Genomic DNA, 17,257 nt, shown 5'->3' on the forward strand with positions numbered 1-17,257 from the left:
TGCTCAGCTACAAGGATTGGACTTATGGATACCAAAGTATTACGCCATTTATCTGTGGCTTTGTTGCCTTTTGGCTCTTATGCCATGCCGGCTACCAGTTACAGCACCAGCCACCGCAGTTATCTGGCTGCGACCGAACAGCGGCCTTATGCCAATTATTTAACTGGGTCATTGCAACATCAACCACGAACGCCAGTGTTGACTGCGGCTTTAGCCACACAGGTTGATGCAGGGCCTGAATTAATAAAAGCCCAGCCTGTGCGTGAGCTGATGATTATTGATGCGGCAGTGCCGGATAAACAGGTGTTTTACCGTGCCGTTAAACCCGGTGTCGATATTGTTGAAATAGATTCTGCCCAGCCTGGATTGGCGCAGCTCAACGCAATATTAAAAAATTACCAAGGCTTAAAAAGCCTGCATATTGTGTCGCATGCGGAAGAGGGCGTACTGCTCTTGGGTAACAGCCGTGTAGATTCTGCGGTGCTCACCAGCGAAAAAGACACCTTTGCTTCATTAAATGCCGCCTTAATTCATGGCGCCGATTTGATTCTCTATGGTTGTGATGTGGCAAGTGGCGATAATGGTGGAGATCTGCTGGATATTATCCGCAGTAACACTCATGTTGATGTAGCTGCATCAGATAATAAAACGGGCAATGCCGAGCAGGGCGGCGATTGGGATTTGGAAATTCAGCGTGGCAATATCGAGACTGAATTAGCCTTCTCTGAAAAAGCACTGAAAGATTTTTCCGCAACATTAGCCCCGGTAGTTTTTGAGTATTCGACCTGGACCGTGACAACGGCAGGAACTAATAATGGACGGTTTACACCCTATGGATCCAACAATGCTGCAGCTGCAAACATTGATGCGCAGGTTAGTTTCGGAGGTAAAACTCTGACGATTAATGGGGAATATAACAGTACTGAGGCGAAAACTAACGCGGATGCTATTGTTGTTGGGTTTTCGGAAAAATCTATCACACTGAGCTTTACCGATGGCAGCGAATTTAAGCCAGCCTCAATAGAGATTTACGCTTATGTGGGCGATCCGGCAACCATTACTACAAATGCTGGTGGTAGTGTGAATTTCAATATTCAGGATGGTTCTGCCGTTGGCTATACTACACAAATAATTGATTTAAGTTCATTGCCCGCTGGCGCCACATCCATGACAATTACTAACAATTCATGGGCGCCCTTTGTTGTGAACGGCCAAAATGGTTTTATTGGAAGCATCAGGAAGATCACCTTCGATAGCGTTGGTGCTACTAACGCCGCCCCTGTTGCTACAACATCAGGTGGAACCACGGCTTTTACCGAAGGCACTGCTGTGGCTATTGATAGTGGTTTGACTGTCACAGATACTGATCTCACTGATATGGCGTCAGCCACTGTATCTATTACCGGAGGTTTTCAATCCGGCCAGGATGTGCTGAGTTTTACCAATCAAAATGGTATTTCCGGAACTTATACTGCAGGAACTGGGGTATTAGCTCTGACTGGCTCAGCCACGCTTGCTCAGTATCAAACAGCGCTGCGTTCTGTAACTTATAACAATACGTCGGACGACCCAAATACGACAAACCGTACCATCAGTTTTGTCGTCAATGATGGCACAGACAACAGCACCGCTGCTACCAAGACCGTCAGCGTAACGGCGGTCAACGATGCGCCGACCCTGACAGCTACAGGCAGCACTCCCACCTATACAGAAAATGGTTCGGCTGTGGATTTATTCAGTGCTGTATCTGTCAGCACAATAGAGAGCGGTCAGAATATCAACCAGTTAGTTTTGACTGTGACTAACCTGGCTGATGGAGCCAGTGAGTTACTAAGAGTAGATGGCACTGACGTCGCACTGACCAATGGCACTTCAGGTACTAGTTCGGGTGGTAATTTAGTCGGCTATAGTGTCGCTGTGACGGGCTCAACTGCTACTGTGACTTTAACAGGGAGCTGGACTACTGCTGTGGCACAAACTCTGGTAGATAACCTGAGTTACCGTAATTCGAGTGAAACCCCAACTGCAGCAGCTAACAGGGTTGTAACTTTAACCAGCATCAAAGACAACGGTGGAATAGCTAACACCGGGGTTGACACCACGGCTTTATCTGTTGCCGCTACTGTGACTGTAACGGCAGTGAATGATGCCCCCAGCACTCCTGTGGATGCTAATGGCGCTAGTGATACTGTGGTAGAAAATGCAACGAATGGCACCACTGTGGGTATTACTGCCTCGTCCACTGATCCGGATGGTTCGGTCAGCTACAGCTTGACGGACAATGCCGGTGGTCGTTTTGCTGTTGATAGCAGTACTGGTGTGGTGACTGTGCTGGATGGCAGCTTACTGGATTATGAAACAGCAACCAGCCATAACATTACAGTGCGGGCAACAGATGGCTCTTTATTCGCCGACCAGACTTTTAGTATTGCAGTCACAGATGTAGATGATACCGGTCCTGTTGTTACTAATGTCAGCTCCACGAAAGGCAATGGCAGCTACAAAGCGGGCGAAGTGATCAGTATTCAGGTGACTTTTGATGAAGCCGTGACCGTCAGTGGCGGCACTCCTGGCTTAGTGCTTGAAACCGGTAGCACAGATCAAACCGCCAGCTATAGCTCAGGTTCGCCTGGCACTACACTCAACTTTAGCTACACAGTACAGGCAGGGGACAGCAGCGCGGATCTGGATTATTTCAGTACAGCAGCTCTTGTGGCCAATGGCGCAACACTGCGTGATGCACTAAATAATGATGCCACTCTGACCTTGCCAACACCTGGTGCTGCCGGTTCATTAGGGGCAAATAAAGCGCTGGTGATTGACACTGAGGCTCCCAATGCTCCGTCAACCCCGGATTTAGCGGCAGGCTCTGATACTGGCGCTAACTCCACCGACAATATCACCAATGACACTACACCTACGCTGACTGGTACAGCAGAAGCGGGTAGCACTGTAACTTTATATGCTACGGACGGAATAACGTCTTTAGGCTCAGCCACGGCTACAGGGGGGAACTGGAGCATTACAGTAAGTCCAGCGCTGAGTGAAGGTAGCCATACCTTGACGGCTAAAGCGGCGGATGCAGCAGGCAATCAGTCTGTAGCTTCTTCAGGTTTATCTGTAACTATTGATATAACAGCCCCAGCTAAACCTGCGACTCCCGATTTAGCAGATGCCTCGGACTCGGGTGACAGCAATTCAGATAATCTGACTAAACTGCAGAATATCACCTTGCAAGGTGCCAGTAATGCTGTCGAGGCAAATGCCAGTGTAAGAGCACGTTCCAGCCTTGATGGCGGTTTAACTAATGTAGACGCGGATAGCAACGGAACTTATAGTTTGAACCTGACTAGTTTATCTGCGGGTAATCACGATCTTGTGGTGATGGCTACAGATATTGCAGGTAACCAAAGTGTGGATTCAGACCCTCTGGCGATAGTGATTGATACAACAGCGCCAGCTATTAGTAGTGTCTCTTTTGATCAGGATCCTATTACTGACGCAAACCAAGCTGCCGTGAGCTTTACTCTCTCTGGTGCAGAAACTGGAGCAACGGCAGAGTACAGCATTAACAGTAATAGCGGTGGTGTAGCTGTAACCGACAGTTTTGTTGTTGCCTCTGCCGGACAACAAATTATAGCTGTTGATGTTAGTGGATTAAATGACGGTACCTTAACTCTGAGCCTGACTTTAACTGACGCAGCTGGTAACGTCAGTACTCCAGCTGTGACAGATACTGTGACTAAAGATGCCAATGTGCCAGCTATTACCACAGTGACTATTGCGGATGGCAACTACAAAGCCGGAGAGACCATAGATTTCACTGTGACATTCGATGATACTGTAACGGTCACAGGCACTGATGCTACGTTGGGTATCGAGATTGGAGGTTCCAATTTAGTCGCAGGTTATTTCAGTGGTACTGGCTCCTCAAGCCTGACTTATCGCTACACAGTGTTAGCGGGCCAGAACACGGACAGCTCAGGGATTGCGGTTTTGGCGAACAGTTTAATCCTCAATACCACGACCATTCGTGATTCAGGTAATAATGACGCTGTCCTGACTTTTGCGGGAACTAATAATGATAATGCTCAGGTCGACACCACTGACCCTGTTGCGACTGTAGTCACAGCTCCTGCTACTGCTGTCTTTGTAAATGCTGCCAGCTATGAAATTAAAGGTACGCATAGCGAAATAGGCGTGACTGTTAACTTATATGTCGATGACAATAATGATGGTGCAGCCGATGACCCAGTTAATGATATTGGGCATGCAATAGTTGACGCTGATGGTAACTGGAGTATACCAAACGTAGCTTTAACCGCAGATACAGCACATAACTATGTGGTAGTCGCTGAAGATGCCGCTGGCAATGAGTCAGCTGCTGTGGATGTGCCCACTATTACTGAGGATTCTATTGCTCCGGTTACAGTTGCGATTACAACTCCGGCGACAGTTGTTTCTGTGAGTACTTCGACCCAACTGATCGAAGGTACTCATAGTGAAGATGGCGTAACTGTGGAGTTGTTTGCTGACTCTGATAATGACGGAATTGCAGATAACAGTACTGTGCTGGCCAGTGCGGAAGTGGGTGCTGTTACCACTGGTATCTGGTCATTCGCTGCGCCTCTGACAACAAATACAGAGAACAACTTTGTTGTGATCGCAAAAGACAAAGCAGGCAATGTCTCCTCTGCTGTGGATGTAGCCACTATTACTCAGGATTCTTTAGCTCCTGTGGTCACAGTGACAGCGTTAACCACTGCGGATACAACTCCTGCTTTAGCTGGTACTGTGGATGATGCCAGCGCTACTTTAAGTCTAACGGTGGCAGGACAAACTCTGACGCCAACCAACAATGGCAATGGCAGCTGGACTCTGGCTGATAATCAGCTGACCGCCTTGGCCAATGGTGTGTACGATGTAGTTGTTACTGCTACAGATGCTCAGGAAAACATTGGTACTGACGCTTCCAGCAATGAACTGACCATAGACTTGTTAGCGCCAGCCGGATATAGCGCCTCTATAGTTCAGGAACGTATTAACGCGACCAATCAGGCTGCGATGAGTTTTGTCTTTGCCGGAGCTGAAGTGGGCTCAAGCTATAACTACAGCGTGTCCGACGGCACCAATTCGGTGACAGGTTCAGGTACTGTAAGCAGCGCCACTCAGCAAGTGACAGGCATTAATGTCACGGCATTGGCCGAAGGCACGCTGCAACTCAGTGTCAGCTTAACCGACACTTTAGGTAATGTGGGGACAGCAGCTACTGATACAGTGCTGAAACGTTATAATTCTGAGCCAGTTAATCCGAGTAATTCAACGGCTTCTGTTGAAGAGGACGCTACCTTACGCATTACGCTTGCGGTGCAGGATCCGGAAAATGATACATTAACTTACGAGTTGGTGAATCAGCCTGCTCATGGTACTGCTGTGGTGCAAGGCTCGCAGTTAATTTATACACCAGAGCTAAACTATAACGGTACTGACAGTATTAGTTATATTGCCAGTGATTCAGAGTTCAGTACTCAGACCGCTACTATCGCTATCACAGTAACTGCGGTGAATGACAATCCGCTGGCTGAAGATGACAGTTATAGTCTGCAACGGGTTGAGAGCAACCAGTATCAATTGGCGGTTTTGGCCAATGACAGCGACGTAGACGGTGACACTCTGACTATAGATGGTGCTTCGACCTCCGTAGGTACTGTCGTCTTTAATGCTCAGGGCTTAACTCTGACCACACCAGATCTGTATGTTGGCCCTGTCAGTCTGCGTTACACCCTGACTGATGGTAACGGCGGACGTGATACTGCTGATGTGAACCTGATTATTGAAGGGGGGGCAGCGTCAAACCTGCCGGTGATTACCGTACCTGCAGACATCGAAGTGAATGCAACTGCGCTGTTTACCCGTGTACCGCTTGGCACTGCAACAGCGGTCGACCGTAATGGTCGTCGTCTGAGGGTATCGCTGATCAATGGTAGTCTGTTCTTCGCCCCTGGCGAGCATATCGTCTACTGGCAAGCCACAGATGCGGATGGCAATACTGCCACGAAAGCGCAGCGGGTTCGGGTCAATCCATTGGTGTCCCTGAGCAAAGATCAACTGGTGACCGAAGGCAGTGAAGTTGAAGTTCAGGTGATACTAAACGGTCCGGCTCCTGTTTATCCGGTGTCAGTCCCTTACACTGTCAGCGGCAGTGCAGGTGCTAATGATCATACGCTGGTATCTGGTGTTGCAGAAATTAGTTCAGGCTTGAGCACAACTATCCGCTTTAACGTGTTGGAAGATGCGTTGGCAGATTCACCTGAAGACATAGTGATTACGCTCGATAGCAGCGTCAATCGTGGCAGCAAACGCACTAGTCGTATTGTGGTCAGTGAAGCGAATGTCGCCCCTGTGGTGTCTTTACAGGTGCAGCAGAATGGTGAAAACCGTCTGACTGTCAGTGAAAGTGATGGTGTGGTGACTGTCACAGCTACAGTGACTGATGCCAATCCTCAGGATCAAATGACTGGAGTCTGGGACTTTGGCCGTCTGACGAATGTAACCTCAGATCAAAGCCAATTAAGTTTCGATCCGACAGAACAAGGTCCTGGTTTATATCTGGTCAGTTACACAGCGACAGATAATGGTACGCCAAATTTATCAGCAACATCCCGAGTCTTTATTGTGCTTCGGCCAAACTTACCGACATTGGGCTCTGCTGATACGGACGGAGACTTAGTGCCAGATGACCAGGAAGGTTTTGCCGATTCAGATGGTGATGGTATTCCTGATTATCAGGATGCAATTAACGAATGTAACGTGATGCCGACAGAGCTGCTTGGACAAACTCAGTTTGTGGCTGAAGGTGATCCTGGAGTCTGTTTACGTTTGGGTACTGTAGCTGCACAAACCGATGCTGGTGGTTTGCAGATCGCCAAAGATGCCGTTGTTACAGATAATGTAGCGGTGAATATTGGCGGTATCTTTGACTTTATCGCCTACGGTTTACCTGAACAAGGTAAGAGCTACAGCCTGGTGATCCCACAACGTTTACCAGTACCTGCAAATGCGGTGTATCGTAAATTCAGCGATGTAACAGGTTGGGTTGATTTTGTCAGCAATGAGCGTAACTCCGTCTCCAGTACGGCGGGTGAACGTGGTTTCTGTCCTCCTCCTGGTGATGCGGTCTGGACTGAAGGTTTAACCGAAGGTCACTGGTGTGTGCAGGTCACAGTCGAAGATGGTGGCCCGAACGATGCTGATGGAATTGCCAACAGCGCTATTGTCGACCCAGGTGGTGTAGCTGTTGTGCTCAATGGTAATAACCTGCCGGTCGCTGCAGCGGATGAAGCTTCGGTGTTGGTGGACACCAGTATAGATGTGAATGTGCTGGCAAATGATACTGACGTTGATGGTGATACGTTAACCGTCAATCAGGCTATCAGTAGCTTCGGTACTGTGACCATTCTGGCCGACCAACAGTTAAGCTACACACCAAACCCAGACTTTGTCGGAACTGATACCGTGATTTATAGCATCACCGACGGTAAAGGTGGTACAGCAAGCAGTGAACTGGTAGTGAACGTGTTTAGCAATACTGCACCTGTTGCCGTGAATGACAGTGCATCTACGGATGACAGAACAGCGATACTGATAGCGGTTCTGACCAATGATACAGATGCAGAGGGTGATGTACTGACTGTGACCGCAGCCAGTGCAGAGGAAGGAACGGTCAGTATTGAGGCCGACCAACGCCTGCGTTACACACCCAAAGCTGGTTTTAATGGGGTGGATACCATCAGCTACACAGTGACAGACAGCTCTGGCGATTCAGCCACAGGTTCGGTCAGTGTGACAGTGCGTGCTTATCAGGACGTGGTCGTGAATAACAAATCAAGTGGGGGCAGTATGACCTGGTGGATGGGAATGGTGTTAGCGGGAGCTGTGATGTTGCGTCGCCGTTCAGTTATGGGTGTGGCTGCTGTTGCACTGCTTGCGTTCAGCCCCTGGAGTCAGGGGCAAGACTGGTACCTGCAAGGTTCAGTTGGGCATAGCACAGCCGATCAGAAACAAAACCGCCTGGTAGAAGAACTACCAAGCGGCACTATCACAGCCTTTGATGACAGCGATAGCTTGTATGGCATCACCCTGGGTTATCAGTTGCATCCTTATTTTGCTGTGGAAATGGGTTACCAGGATTTAGGTGCAGCCAGCGCTCAACTCAGTGGTGATAGTCTGACCCCGGAGCAATACCACGAACTGGTTAAGGCGGTCAGTCCGGTCCTGGTGGATGGCTGGACTGCAGCTGCGCGCTTTGCGCTGTGGCAAAACGATGTGTGGAATGTGGAAGTGCCGGTTGGGCTGTTCAGATGGGACAGCGAAATTGAAAGTAGCAGGGGCAATAGTACCTTGTATTCGAAGACGAATGGCACGGACTGGTTTTTAGGGGTGCAATTGAACTATAGCCTGTCGGATAATTTGAAATTTGGTCTGGGGTATCAGCAACTGGAGCTTGAGGCGAATGATGTCAGCAGTTGGTTGCTGAGCGTGCGCTACGAGTTTTAACCTCGTGCTGTGGTAAAGTCAAAAGGGCGGTTTTTCCGCCCTTTTTGTTTTTCTACAAGCGGGCGGACCTGCCGTTATGTTTTGTGACAAATAAAGTCTGCTGCTTTGTTGAGTCTTTTGTTATGTTAAGCTGGATTGAAAGGTGAGTTGGAGTAAAAGATATGTCAGGACAAGGATCGGGCGGCAATGTATTAGCCGCATTATGTAGCTTGTTTGTTCCGGGTTTAGGCCAGTTGCTACAGGGGCGTTTGATTGCAGCTATACTGTTTTTCGCTATTACGGTGGTAGGTTATGCGCTCTGGTGGTTAATTATTCCGGCTATTATTGGAGCTATCGCTCATTTGTTTGCGATATTAGATGCGGCACGTTTCAAATCCTATAACTGATCAAGGCAACGCCATGCTGCTCTTTTGCTGCAGCATGGCGATTAGAACAGATATGCATTGAGCTCAGAGCGGAGGCTGTACAACAGAGCCCTGAATAAAAGGAGCTACTTTCTGCCAGACTTCTTTAGGTGGTAAACGGGTTTTACTGCCCACCACACAAAACAATCCAGGATTAGCCAAATCAAAGCTGCCCGCTATATTCCAGGATTCATAAGGGTGTGAATCATGGATCAGCAGCAGAGCTGGAGTCTGCGCTGTACCTGCAATGACGTGGTAGTGCTCCAGTAGCCCGAGTTTCATAGCACAGAGGTAATACAGCGAATATTCAGTCCACTTCAGTTTTAAGAAACGACCTATCCACCAGTTTCTCGGATCCGCCGGGTCATGCAATGAGCACAAGGCATCGACCCAGTTTTCACCTGCTTTGTTGGGTGATAACTCCTGCATCAACTTTTGGCTTAAGGTTCTGGACATCAGAGCTGGTGTGACCGTCATTCCCAGATCTTTTGGTCCCACGTCAGGGCTCATATTCAGAATACGGGCAGAGGATTTCCACCATTTAGGGTGCTGTGCTCGTTGTTCGTATTGTAATAAAGCTTTGCCATCAATAATAAGCTTGCTTTCATCCAAAGGTTTCAGGCAAATCACGTCAGCGTCGAGCGTCAGATAAAACTCATTTTCGACTAAATTAGCTATAGCTATTTTCAGCAGTTGCTGTTTACGCCAGCCACGCATTTTTGGATACTTTTTGAATTCCGGCAGTAAATCATCTTCCGCCATCACTTTGATGTTCAGCGATTGCCAGCAGGCATATTCCTGTTTTACCAACTCTACTTCTGCGGCCGGAACCAGTACGAAAATCTCAGAGATAGTTCCAGCAGCGACAAAAGTCTGCAAGGAAGTAAATAAGATATGAGCGCGTTTTAAGTCGTTGACGTCGTAACTACCACTTGCTTTTAATGGCAAAACTGCACTAATCGCCATATTAAACTCCTGTTATATAATCAGGTTTTTAACTAAACCCTTTGGAAAAATGCTGATCTCAGTATGGCAATTTGCAGAACGCAAATAGTCGGAGCTCGTCTAACTGTCGTTATTACGTTTTACATGGGGTGTGATAAAAGCCACTGAACAATACATTAAGCTTGCGTGATATACAAAACCCGATTTTATACGCAACCCAGAATGGCTATCAAACAAAAATGTTGCGCAATTGTAATTCTTTGCCATATTAAGCCCGCTTTGGAGAGGTAAAATGCGAAAAAGTTTCTGTATGTTGTTAGTGTATCTGCAAATAGATTGTATTTTTCAACAGATAAAACAACAGCTCATCTGATTAGACAAGGATTAAGAATGATTTTACCTGTGATTATGGCGGGCGGTTCTGGTAGCAGATTATGGCCTTTGTCTCGTGATTTAATGCCAAAACAGTTCTTAACGCTGGACGGTGACCTCACCATGTTACAAGCCACTGTGATGCGTTTACAGGGCCTGAATGCCGATGCTGCACTGGTGATCTGTAACGAAGACCACCGCTTTGTCGCAGCCGAACAGCTAAGGCAAATAAAGCAGTTAAATAACAATATCATTTTAGAGCCAGCAGGTCGTAATACAGCACCTGCTATAGCGCTTGCCGCTTTTACCGCGATAAAAAAAGGTCAGGATCCATTGTTGCTGGTGCTGGCTGCGGATCATGTGATTGCTGATGTTGATGTCTTTCAACAGGCTGTTGTTGCGGCAGCTGAATTTGCTAATGCCGATCAATTAGTCACTTTTGGTATTGTGCCTACAGCGGCAGAAACCGGCTATGGCTATATCAAAAGAGGGAAGCGCAAAGAGCTGAGCTCTGGTGCAGCTTACCAGGTGGCACAGTTTGTCGAAAAGCCTAAGCTGGAAACTGCTTTAGGCTATTTAAGCAGTGGTGATTATTACTGGAATAGTGGCATGTTTTTATTTAAAGCCAGTCGCTACCTGGCAGAGCTGAAACAACACAGGCCCGATATTTATGCCGCTTGTGAGCAAGCTATGCTGGAGGTCGACCCGGATTTAGATTTTATCCGGGTCAATCAACAGGCCTTTTTAGCTTGTCCCTCTGAATCTATTGACTATGCCGTGATGGAAAAAACTGCAGCAGCGGTAGTTGTGCCTTTGGATGCCCGCTGGAGCGACGTTGGAAGTTGGTCTTCCTTGTGGGATATTTCCGCGAAAAACACCGACGGCAATGTGCATAAAGGCGACGTACTGAGCTGTGACAGCAGTGATAACTATGTGTTTGCTGAAACTGGTTTAGTGGCTACTGTCGGATTGCAGAATATGGTCGTAGTACAAACCAAAGATGTAGTGCTGGTAGCGGCCAAAGACAGAGTGCAGGATGTGAAAGCTATTGTGCAGCAACTAAAAGATCTGGGCCGCAGCGAGCATAAAATTCATCGCGAAGTCTACAGACCCTGGGGTAAATATGATTCGATTGATCAGGGACAGCGCTATCAGGTCAAACGCATTACGGTCAATCCAGGTCAGAAACTGTCAGTGCAAATGCATCACCACAGAGCTGAGCACTGGATAGTAGTGGCCGGTACGGCCCTGGTTAGCATAGATGGTGTCGATACCATGCTGTCTGAAAATCAGTCTGTGTATATTCCGCTTGGAGCTGTGCATGCTTTAGAAAATCCGGGGAAAATCCCGCTAGAATTAATTGAAGTGCAATCCGGTACTTACTTAGGGGAAGACGACATAGTCCGTTTTTCAGATCGATATGGCCGGGTAGAAGCTAAATAATTCTGGATTTGGGATCAGGCGTTAGGCCTGATCCCTTTCACTACTTTGTTTTGATTGGTGAATTATCTGAGCGTGACGAATTCCTCAGCTGAGGTTGGATGTATAGCCACACAGTTATCAAAGTCGGCTTTGGTGGCGCCCATTTTTATCGCCACACCAAAACCCTGTAGCATTTCATCAGCGCCAAAACCTATCACATGCAAACCCACTACTTTTTCAGTTGGACCAGCACAGACCAATTTCATACGTGTTAACTGACGGTGCTGGGTTAAAGCCGTGTACATAGCAGCAAATTCGCTGCGATAAACTTTAATCTGGTCATCACCAAACTGTTGACGGGCTTCATCTTCGGTTAAACCTATAGTGCCAATAGGAGGGTGCGAAAACACTACAGTCGGCACTGTGCTGTAATCCAGTTTGCTGTCTGGTTTATTATTAAATAACCGCTCGGACAAACGTCGTCCTGCCGCGACTGCGACCGGAGTTAAGGCCAGACGGCCTGTATTATCACCTACTGCATAAATGCCAGGCACATTGGTATTCTGATACTCGTCCGTCGGGATAAAGCCTTCGGCATCCAGTTTTACACCAGCTTTTTCCAGCTGTAGCTGGTCATTGGCAGGCTCGCGACCTATAGCCCAAATCAGACAGTCGACAGCTAAACGACTGCCGGTAGATAACTCTACAGTTAAAGAGCCGTCGGCATTTTTACTGACAGAACTCACTTCGGTATGAGAGTGTAGCTGAGGACCATCTTTGGCCATCAGTTCTACTAAAGTGTCGGATAACATCGCATCGAAGCTGCGCAGTGGTTTGTCTTTACGTACCAATAAGTGCGTTTCGCTGCCAAGAGCCTGCATTACGCCAGCAATTTCTACTGCGATATAACCTGCACCTACAACCGCAACCCTTTTCGGTTGGCTTTGTAAGGCGAAAAAGCCATCACTGTCGATGCCAAGTTCTGCGCCTGGTATAGCAGGGCGTACAGGACGACCGCCTGTGGCTATGGTGATATGGTTGGCGCTATAGAGCTTGCCGTCCACTTCCACTGTGTTTTTATCCACAAAACGGGCAAACCCCCGAATCACAGTGACTCCATTTTTGGCCAGCACTCTGTCGTAAGAAGCATGAATTCGGGAGATGTAAGCCTCGCGGCTTTCGACTAATTTGCCCCAATTTAACGCAGGCATGTGGACATCTAAACCATAATCCGGCGCGTATTTAAAAGCGTCAGCAATTTGACCGGCAAACCACATGGCTTTTTTGGGCACACAACCGACATTAACGCAGGTGCCACCTAAAAATTTAGCTTCGATAATGGCGCATTTCTGGCCGTGGCTGGCCGCTCTGTTAGCGCTGGCGATACCACCGCTGCCACCACCTATGGCGATATAGTCAAAATGTTCAGTCATGCTTGGGTTTCCCACTGAAAGAAGAATTCAGAGGTTATATGGGGTCTGATGGACGAACTCAAGTGAATTTGCGATAAAGTCAGGTTTGATGCACACAAAATGCTTGAGAACATTTAAAAAGCCCCAATACTGCTGTTATAACAGCTGAAACGAGATGAATCATGACCCAAGCCTTACCTGTATTTAGTCAAATCGATCCTTCACAAATTAAAGCTCGTGTTGAACAGTTGATCGCTGCCTGTACCGCAGATATTGAAGCTGTAGTGCAACAGCCGAATCCAAGTTGGCAGTCACTGATTGTAGCGCTGGAAGAAAACAGCGATAAATTAGCCAAGTTCTGGTCGCCTGTGTCGCATTTAAATTCTGTGAAAAATAGTCCTGAATTACGTGAAGCTTATGAAAGCTGTCTGCCGCTGTTGTCTGACTTCAGCACTTATGTTGGTCAGCATGAAGGTTTATATCAGGCCTATTTAAAGCTATCGCAAAGTGCTGAATACGGCACATTAAGCGTAGCGCAGCAAAAAGTGATTCAAAACGCTTTGCGCGATTTTAAGCTATCCGGTATTGGTTTATCTGATGAGAAAAAACAGCGCTACGGCGAAATTCAGAGTCGTTCGTCCGACTTAGCTTCCAGTTTTTCTAACAATACACTAGATGCCACTCAAGCCTGGTTTAAGCATATTGAAGATGAACGTTTGTTAGCAGGTTTGCCTGAAGATGCCAAATTGGCTGCGGCCGAAGCGGCGGCGCAAAAAGAGCTCTCCGGTTGGGTCTTTACCCTGGAATTCCCAAGCTACATCGCCATTATGACCTATGCCGACAATCGCGATTTACGCGCCGAGTTATATCAGGCTTACTGCACTCGCGCATCGGATCAAGGCCCAACGGCAGGTCAGTTTGATAACAGTGCCATTATTGAAGAAACCCTGGCTTTGCGGCATGAACTGGCGCAGTTGTTGGATTTTGATAATGCGGCAGAAGAATCACTGGCGACCAAAATGGCTGAAAGCCCGGCGCAAGTTCTGGAGTTTTTAGCAGACTTAGCTCGTCGTGCTAAGCCGCAGGCTTTGCAGGATCTCTCTGAACTCAAAGCTTTTGTTAAAGCACAATTTGGCGTCGATGAGTTAAGTTCATGGGATGCGACTTATTACTCAGAGAAGTTAAAACAGGCGAAATACTCCATTTCTGACGAAGCTTTGCGGCCTTATTTTCCGGAAACCAAAGTAGTGCCAGGGTTATTCAGCGTCTTGAATAAACTATTTGGTATCAGCGTGCAAAAACGTGAGGGTGTTGATGTCTGGCATCCGGATGTCAGTTTCTACGATATTTTTGATACTAAAGGCGAGCTGCGTGGCAGTTTTTATCTGGATTTATATGCTCGCGCGAAAAAACGCGGTGGCGCCTGGATGGACGATTGCCAGGGCCGACGCTGGAAAGCTGATGGTAGCCTGCAACATCCGGTGGCCTATTTAACCTGTAATTTTAATAAACCTGTGGGCGGTAAACCTGCGTTATTTACCCATGACGAAGTCGTGACTTTGTTCCATGAGTTTGGTCACGGTTTACACCATATGCTGACCCAAGTAGATGCATCTGCAGTGGCTGGTATCAGCGGTGTGGCATGGGATGCGGTTGAACTACCGAGTCAGTTTTTAGAGAACTGGTGCTGGCAGCCAGAAGCTTTGGCATTAATTTCGGGCCATTATCAGACGGGTGAAGCTTTACCACAGGATATGCTGGATAAAATGCTGGCGGCGAAAAACTTCCAGTCAGCGTTATTTTTGGTCCGTCAGTTGGAATTTGCGCTGTTCGATTTCCGTCTACACGCCGAATACAACCCGGCTTTGGGTGGGCGAGTGCAGCAAATTCTGGATGAGGTGCGTCAGCAGGTGTCTGTGATCATCCCGCCACGTTTTAACCGCTTCCAGCATGGTTTTAGCCATATTTTTGCCGGTGGTTATGCTGCTGGGTATTACAGCTACTTATGGGCGGAAGTTCTGTCTGCCGATGCCTTTGGCCGCTTTGAAGAAGAAGGTATTTTTAATGCCGCTGTGGGGCAGGACTTCCTGCACTGCATTTTAGAAAAAGGCGGCAGTGCCGAACCTATGGAACTGTTTAAAGCCTTCCGTGGCCGTGAGCCGTCGAATGCGGCTTTATTACGTCATATGGGGATAGCGGCCTAATTGTTTTATCTGCTTTAGCTTTTGTTGCTGATTTAGGAAGCTAATCTATAGTTAGCCTAAGGACAACAGAGGCTAAGGCTATGAAGATTAAACAATTTATCGAAACTATTACTCAAAATCCCTGGCTCAATATGCTGATTTTTGTCGCTATGCTGATCTCAGCTGGTCATGAAGTCTGGCAAAGTATCCATCAATTTGAATTGGGTGCTCATCACGGTGTGTTTTTATATGCACTGTTGCAGTGCCTGAAAACTTTACCAGATTTGTTTGAGCCTTTAGAGTCACTCAAAGGCACGGAATAAGCAGTGTTGTGTGCTCAGCAGCGTAGTATTAAGTAAAAAAGGTGATAACACGAATGGCATATCCAGAGAATTTTTCCATTATTTATCAACGAGCTGCTGAGCGTAAAGGCGGCAAAGCAGCCTTACAATCTTTGTTAACTAAACCTCGCACTGCGGCGCAATTGCAGCAACTGACCGATGCTGAATGTTTAAGTGAGTTCAGTAAAAAAATCTTTCAGTCTGGTTTTGTCTGGTCTGTGGTGGAGAAAAAATGGCCAGGTTTTGAAGAGGTTTTTTTTGGTTTTGAACCGGAAAAAATGCTGCTGATGAGTGATGAAATGCTGGCAGCCAAAGCGACAGATCCTCGTATTATTCGCAACGCAACTAAAGTCTTTTCTATACGTGACAACGCATTAATGATCCAGCAAGTAGCTGATAAATATGGTAGTTTTGGAGCCTTTTTAGCGCAGTGGCCCGGTGAGGATATTATTGGCTTGTGGGGTTATCTGAAGAAACATGGTTCTCGCCTTGGAGGCAATACAGGAGCTTATGCTCTGCGTATGCTGGGTAAAGATACCTTTATTATCAGTCAGGATGTGGAAGCTTACCTGCGTAGTTTTGGTGTAGTCGAGGGTGGCTTAAGCAGCCAAAGAAATCAGAAAGCCATTCAGCAACAGTTTAATCAGTGGCAACAGGAATCGGGTTTAAGTCTGCAGGAAATCAGTAAAGTAGTCGCCTTCAGCTGCGGTGATAATTATGTGGGTATGAAAACCTGAAAGGATCAGATCGCATTGAAGTAGTTAACAATGTGATCTGACCCCTTTTTTAAACTGAGCAAGGGCGGTTACACTAGCCCGAGTTTTCCCTGATGTGAAAAGTTAAAGTGACACTATGTCCAGCACTTGTTATTTGACCCAGCCTGATTTCCCCCCTGAACTGGCAGAACGCCTGCAACAACAATATGGTCTGCACGCTACAGAATCGCCCCAAGGCTGGTATTTATGCTGGACAGGTGAAGCCTTAGTATTGCGTAACACAGAGTTAAATAAACAAGGCGATATACTGGTCGACTTCGCCAGTGGTGCTGCTACGCACAGACGTAAATATGGTGGTGGCAAAAGCGAAGCCATAGCTAAAGCTGTGGGCTTAACCAAAAAACCGGGTTTAACTGTGGTAGATGCAACTGCCGGTTTAGGCCGTGATGCTTTAGTGCTGGCAAGCCTTGGAGCTAAAGTGACTTTAGTTGAACGTCAGCCAGCAGTTGCGGCGTTACTTGCTGATGGTTTACGCCGCGCAGCTCTTGACCCAGAATTAGCACATTGGCTGCCTGAACGTATGCAACTGGTATTTGCTCCGTCGCAACAGGCGTTAACTCAATTGCCAAGTCCGGATGTGGTGTATTTAGACCCAATGTTTCCGGCTCGCGAGAAGTCGGCTTTGGTGAAAAAAGAGATGCAGGCTTTTCATCAGGTAGTAGGTACTGATGACGATGCCGATGCGTTATTTCCGCTGGCCTGGCAACTGGCCAGCAAAAGAGTGGTAGTAAAGCGACCTGGTTATGCAGAGTTTTTAGCAGGGCAAAAGCCCAGTATGCAAATTGAAGGGAAAAACAACAGATTTGATGTCTATGTCAAAGCAGCTCTCTAATAACTGAATTAGCT

The 17,257-nt window shown here is 47.4% G+C and carries 9 protein-coding genes; 7 read left to right on the plus strand and 2 right to left on the minus strand.

Annotation, left to right across the window (positions count from 1 at the left end):
- Positions 1-24 precede the first annotated feature (24 nt).
- Positions 25-8,556 carry an Ig-like domain-containing protein gene (locus IEW88_RS00075; protein WP_147905411.1) on the plus strand — a complete coding sequence of 2,844 codons (8,532 nt, stop codon included), beginning with the start codon at positions 25-27 and terminating at the stop codon, positions 8,554-8,556.
- A 161-nt stretch (positions 8,557-8,717) separates the two neighbouring features.
- A complete protein-coding gene (locus IEW88_RS00080; RefSeq protein ID WP_053422668.1) occupies positions 8,718-8,942 on the plus strand; it encodes a hypothetical protein in 225 nt (74 codons plus the stop codon).
- 63 nt (positions 8,943-9,005) lie between these two features.
- On the opposite strand, the gene IEW88_RS00085 is transcribed toward IEW88_RS00080, so the two are convergent.
- On the minus strand, positions 9,006-9,926 hold the full coding sequence (locus IEW88_RS00085; protein WP_147905412.1) for a DUF6492 family protein: 921 nt from the start codon (positions 9,924-9,926) through the stop codon (positions 9,006-9,008).
- Positions 9,927-10,295: 369 nt separating this feature from the next.
- On the opposite strand from IEW88_RS00085, the gene IEW88_RS00090 reads away from it, so the two are divergent.
- Positions 10,296-11,720, plus strand: coding sequence for a mannose-1-phosphate guanylyltransferase/mannose-6-phosphate isomerase (locus tag IEW88_RS00090; RefSeq protein ID WP_147905413.1), 1,425 nt, complete (start codon positions 10,296-10,298; stop codon positions 11,718-11,720).
- Between the two features lie 62 nt (positions 11,721-11,782).
- On the opposite strand, the gene gorA is transcribed toward IEW88_RS00090, so the two are convergent.
- On the minus strand, positions 11,783-13,132 hold the full coding sequence (gene gorA / locus IEW88_RS00095; RefSeq protein ID WP_147905414.1) for a glutathione-disulfide reductase: 1,350 nt from the start codon (positions 13,130-13,132) through the stop codon (positions 11,783-11,785).
- Between the two features lie 161 nt (positions 13,133-13,293).
- Here gorA and prlC point away from each other — a divergent pair, with 161 nt between their 5' ends.
- From prlC to IEW88_RS00115, 4 genes are all read left to right on the plus strand, one after another.
- Complete coding sequence (prlC, locus tag IEW88_RS00100; RefSeq protein ID WP_147905415.1) at positions 13,294-15,315, plus strand: oligopeptidase A; 2,022 nt, start codon at positions 13,294-13,296, stop codon at positions 15,313-15,315.
- Positions 15,316-15,395: 80 nt separating this feature from the next.
- On the plus strand, positions 15,396-15,617 hold the full coding sequence (locus tag IEW88_RS00105) for a hypothetical protein (RefSeq protein WP_053422663.1): 222 nt from the start codon (positions 15,396-15,398) through the stop codon (positions 15,615-15,617).
- 53 nt (positions 15,618-15,670) lie between these two features.
- A complete protein-coding gene (locus IEW88_RS00110) occupies positions 15,671-16,372 on the plus strand; it encodes a DNA-3-methyladenine glycosylase I (RefSeq protein ID WP_147905416.1) in 702 nt (233 codons plus the stop codon).
- Positions 16,373-16,487: 115 nt separating this feature from the next.
- The gene (locus IEW88_RS00115) at positions 16,488-17,243 is read left to right on the plus strand and encodes a class I SAM-dependent methyltransferase (RefSeq protein ID WP_147905417.1); all 756 of its coding nucleotides are present in this window, start codon (positions 16,488-16,490) and stop codon (positions 17,241-17,243) included.
- The last annotated feature ends 14 nt before the right edge of the window (positions 17,244-17,257 follow it).

This window comes from Rheinheimera tangshanensis (genome assembly GCF_014645135.1).
GTDB classification, from domain to species: domain Bacteria; phylum Pseudomonadota; class Gammaproteobacteria; order Enterobacterales; family Alteromonadaceae; genus Pararheinheimera; species Pararheinheimera tangshanensis.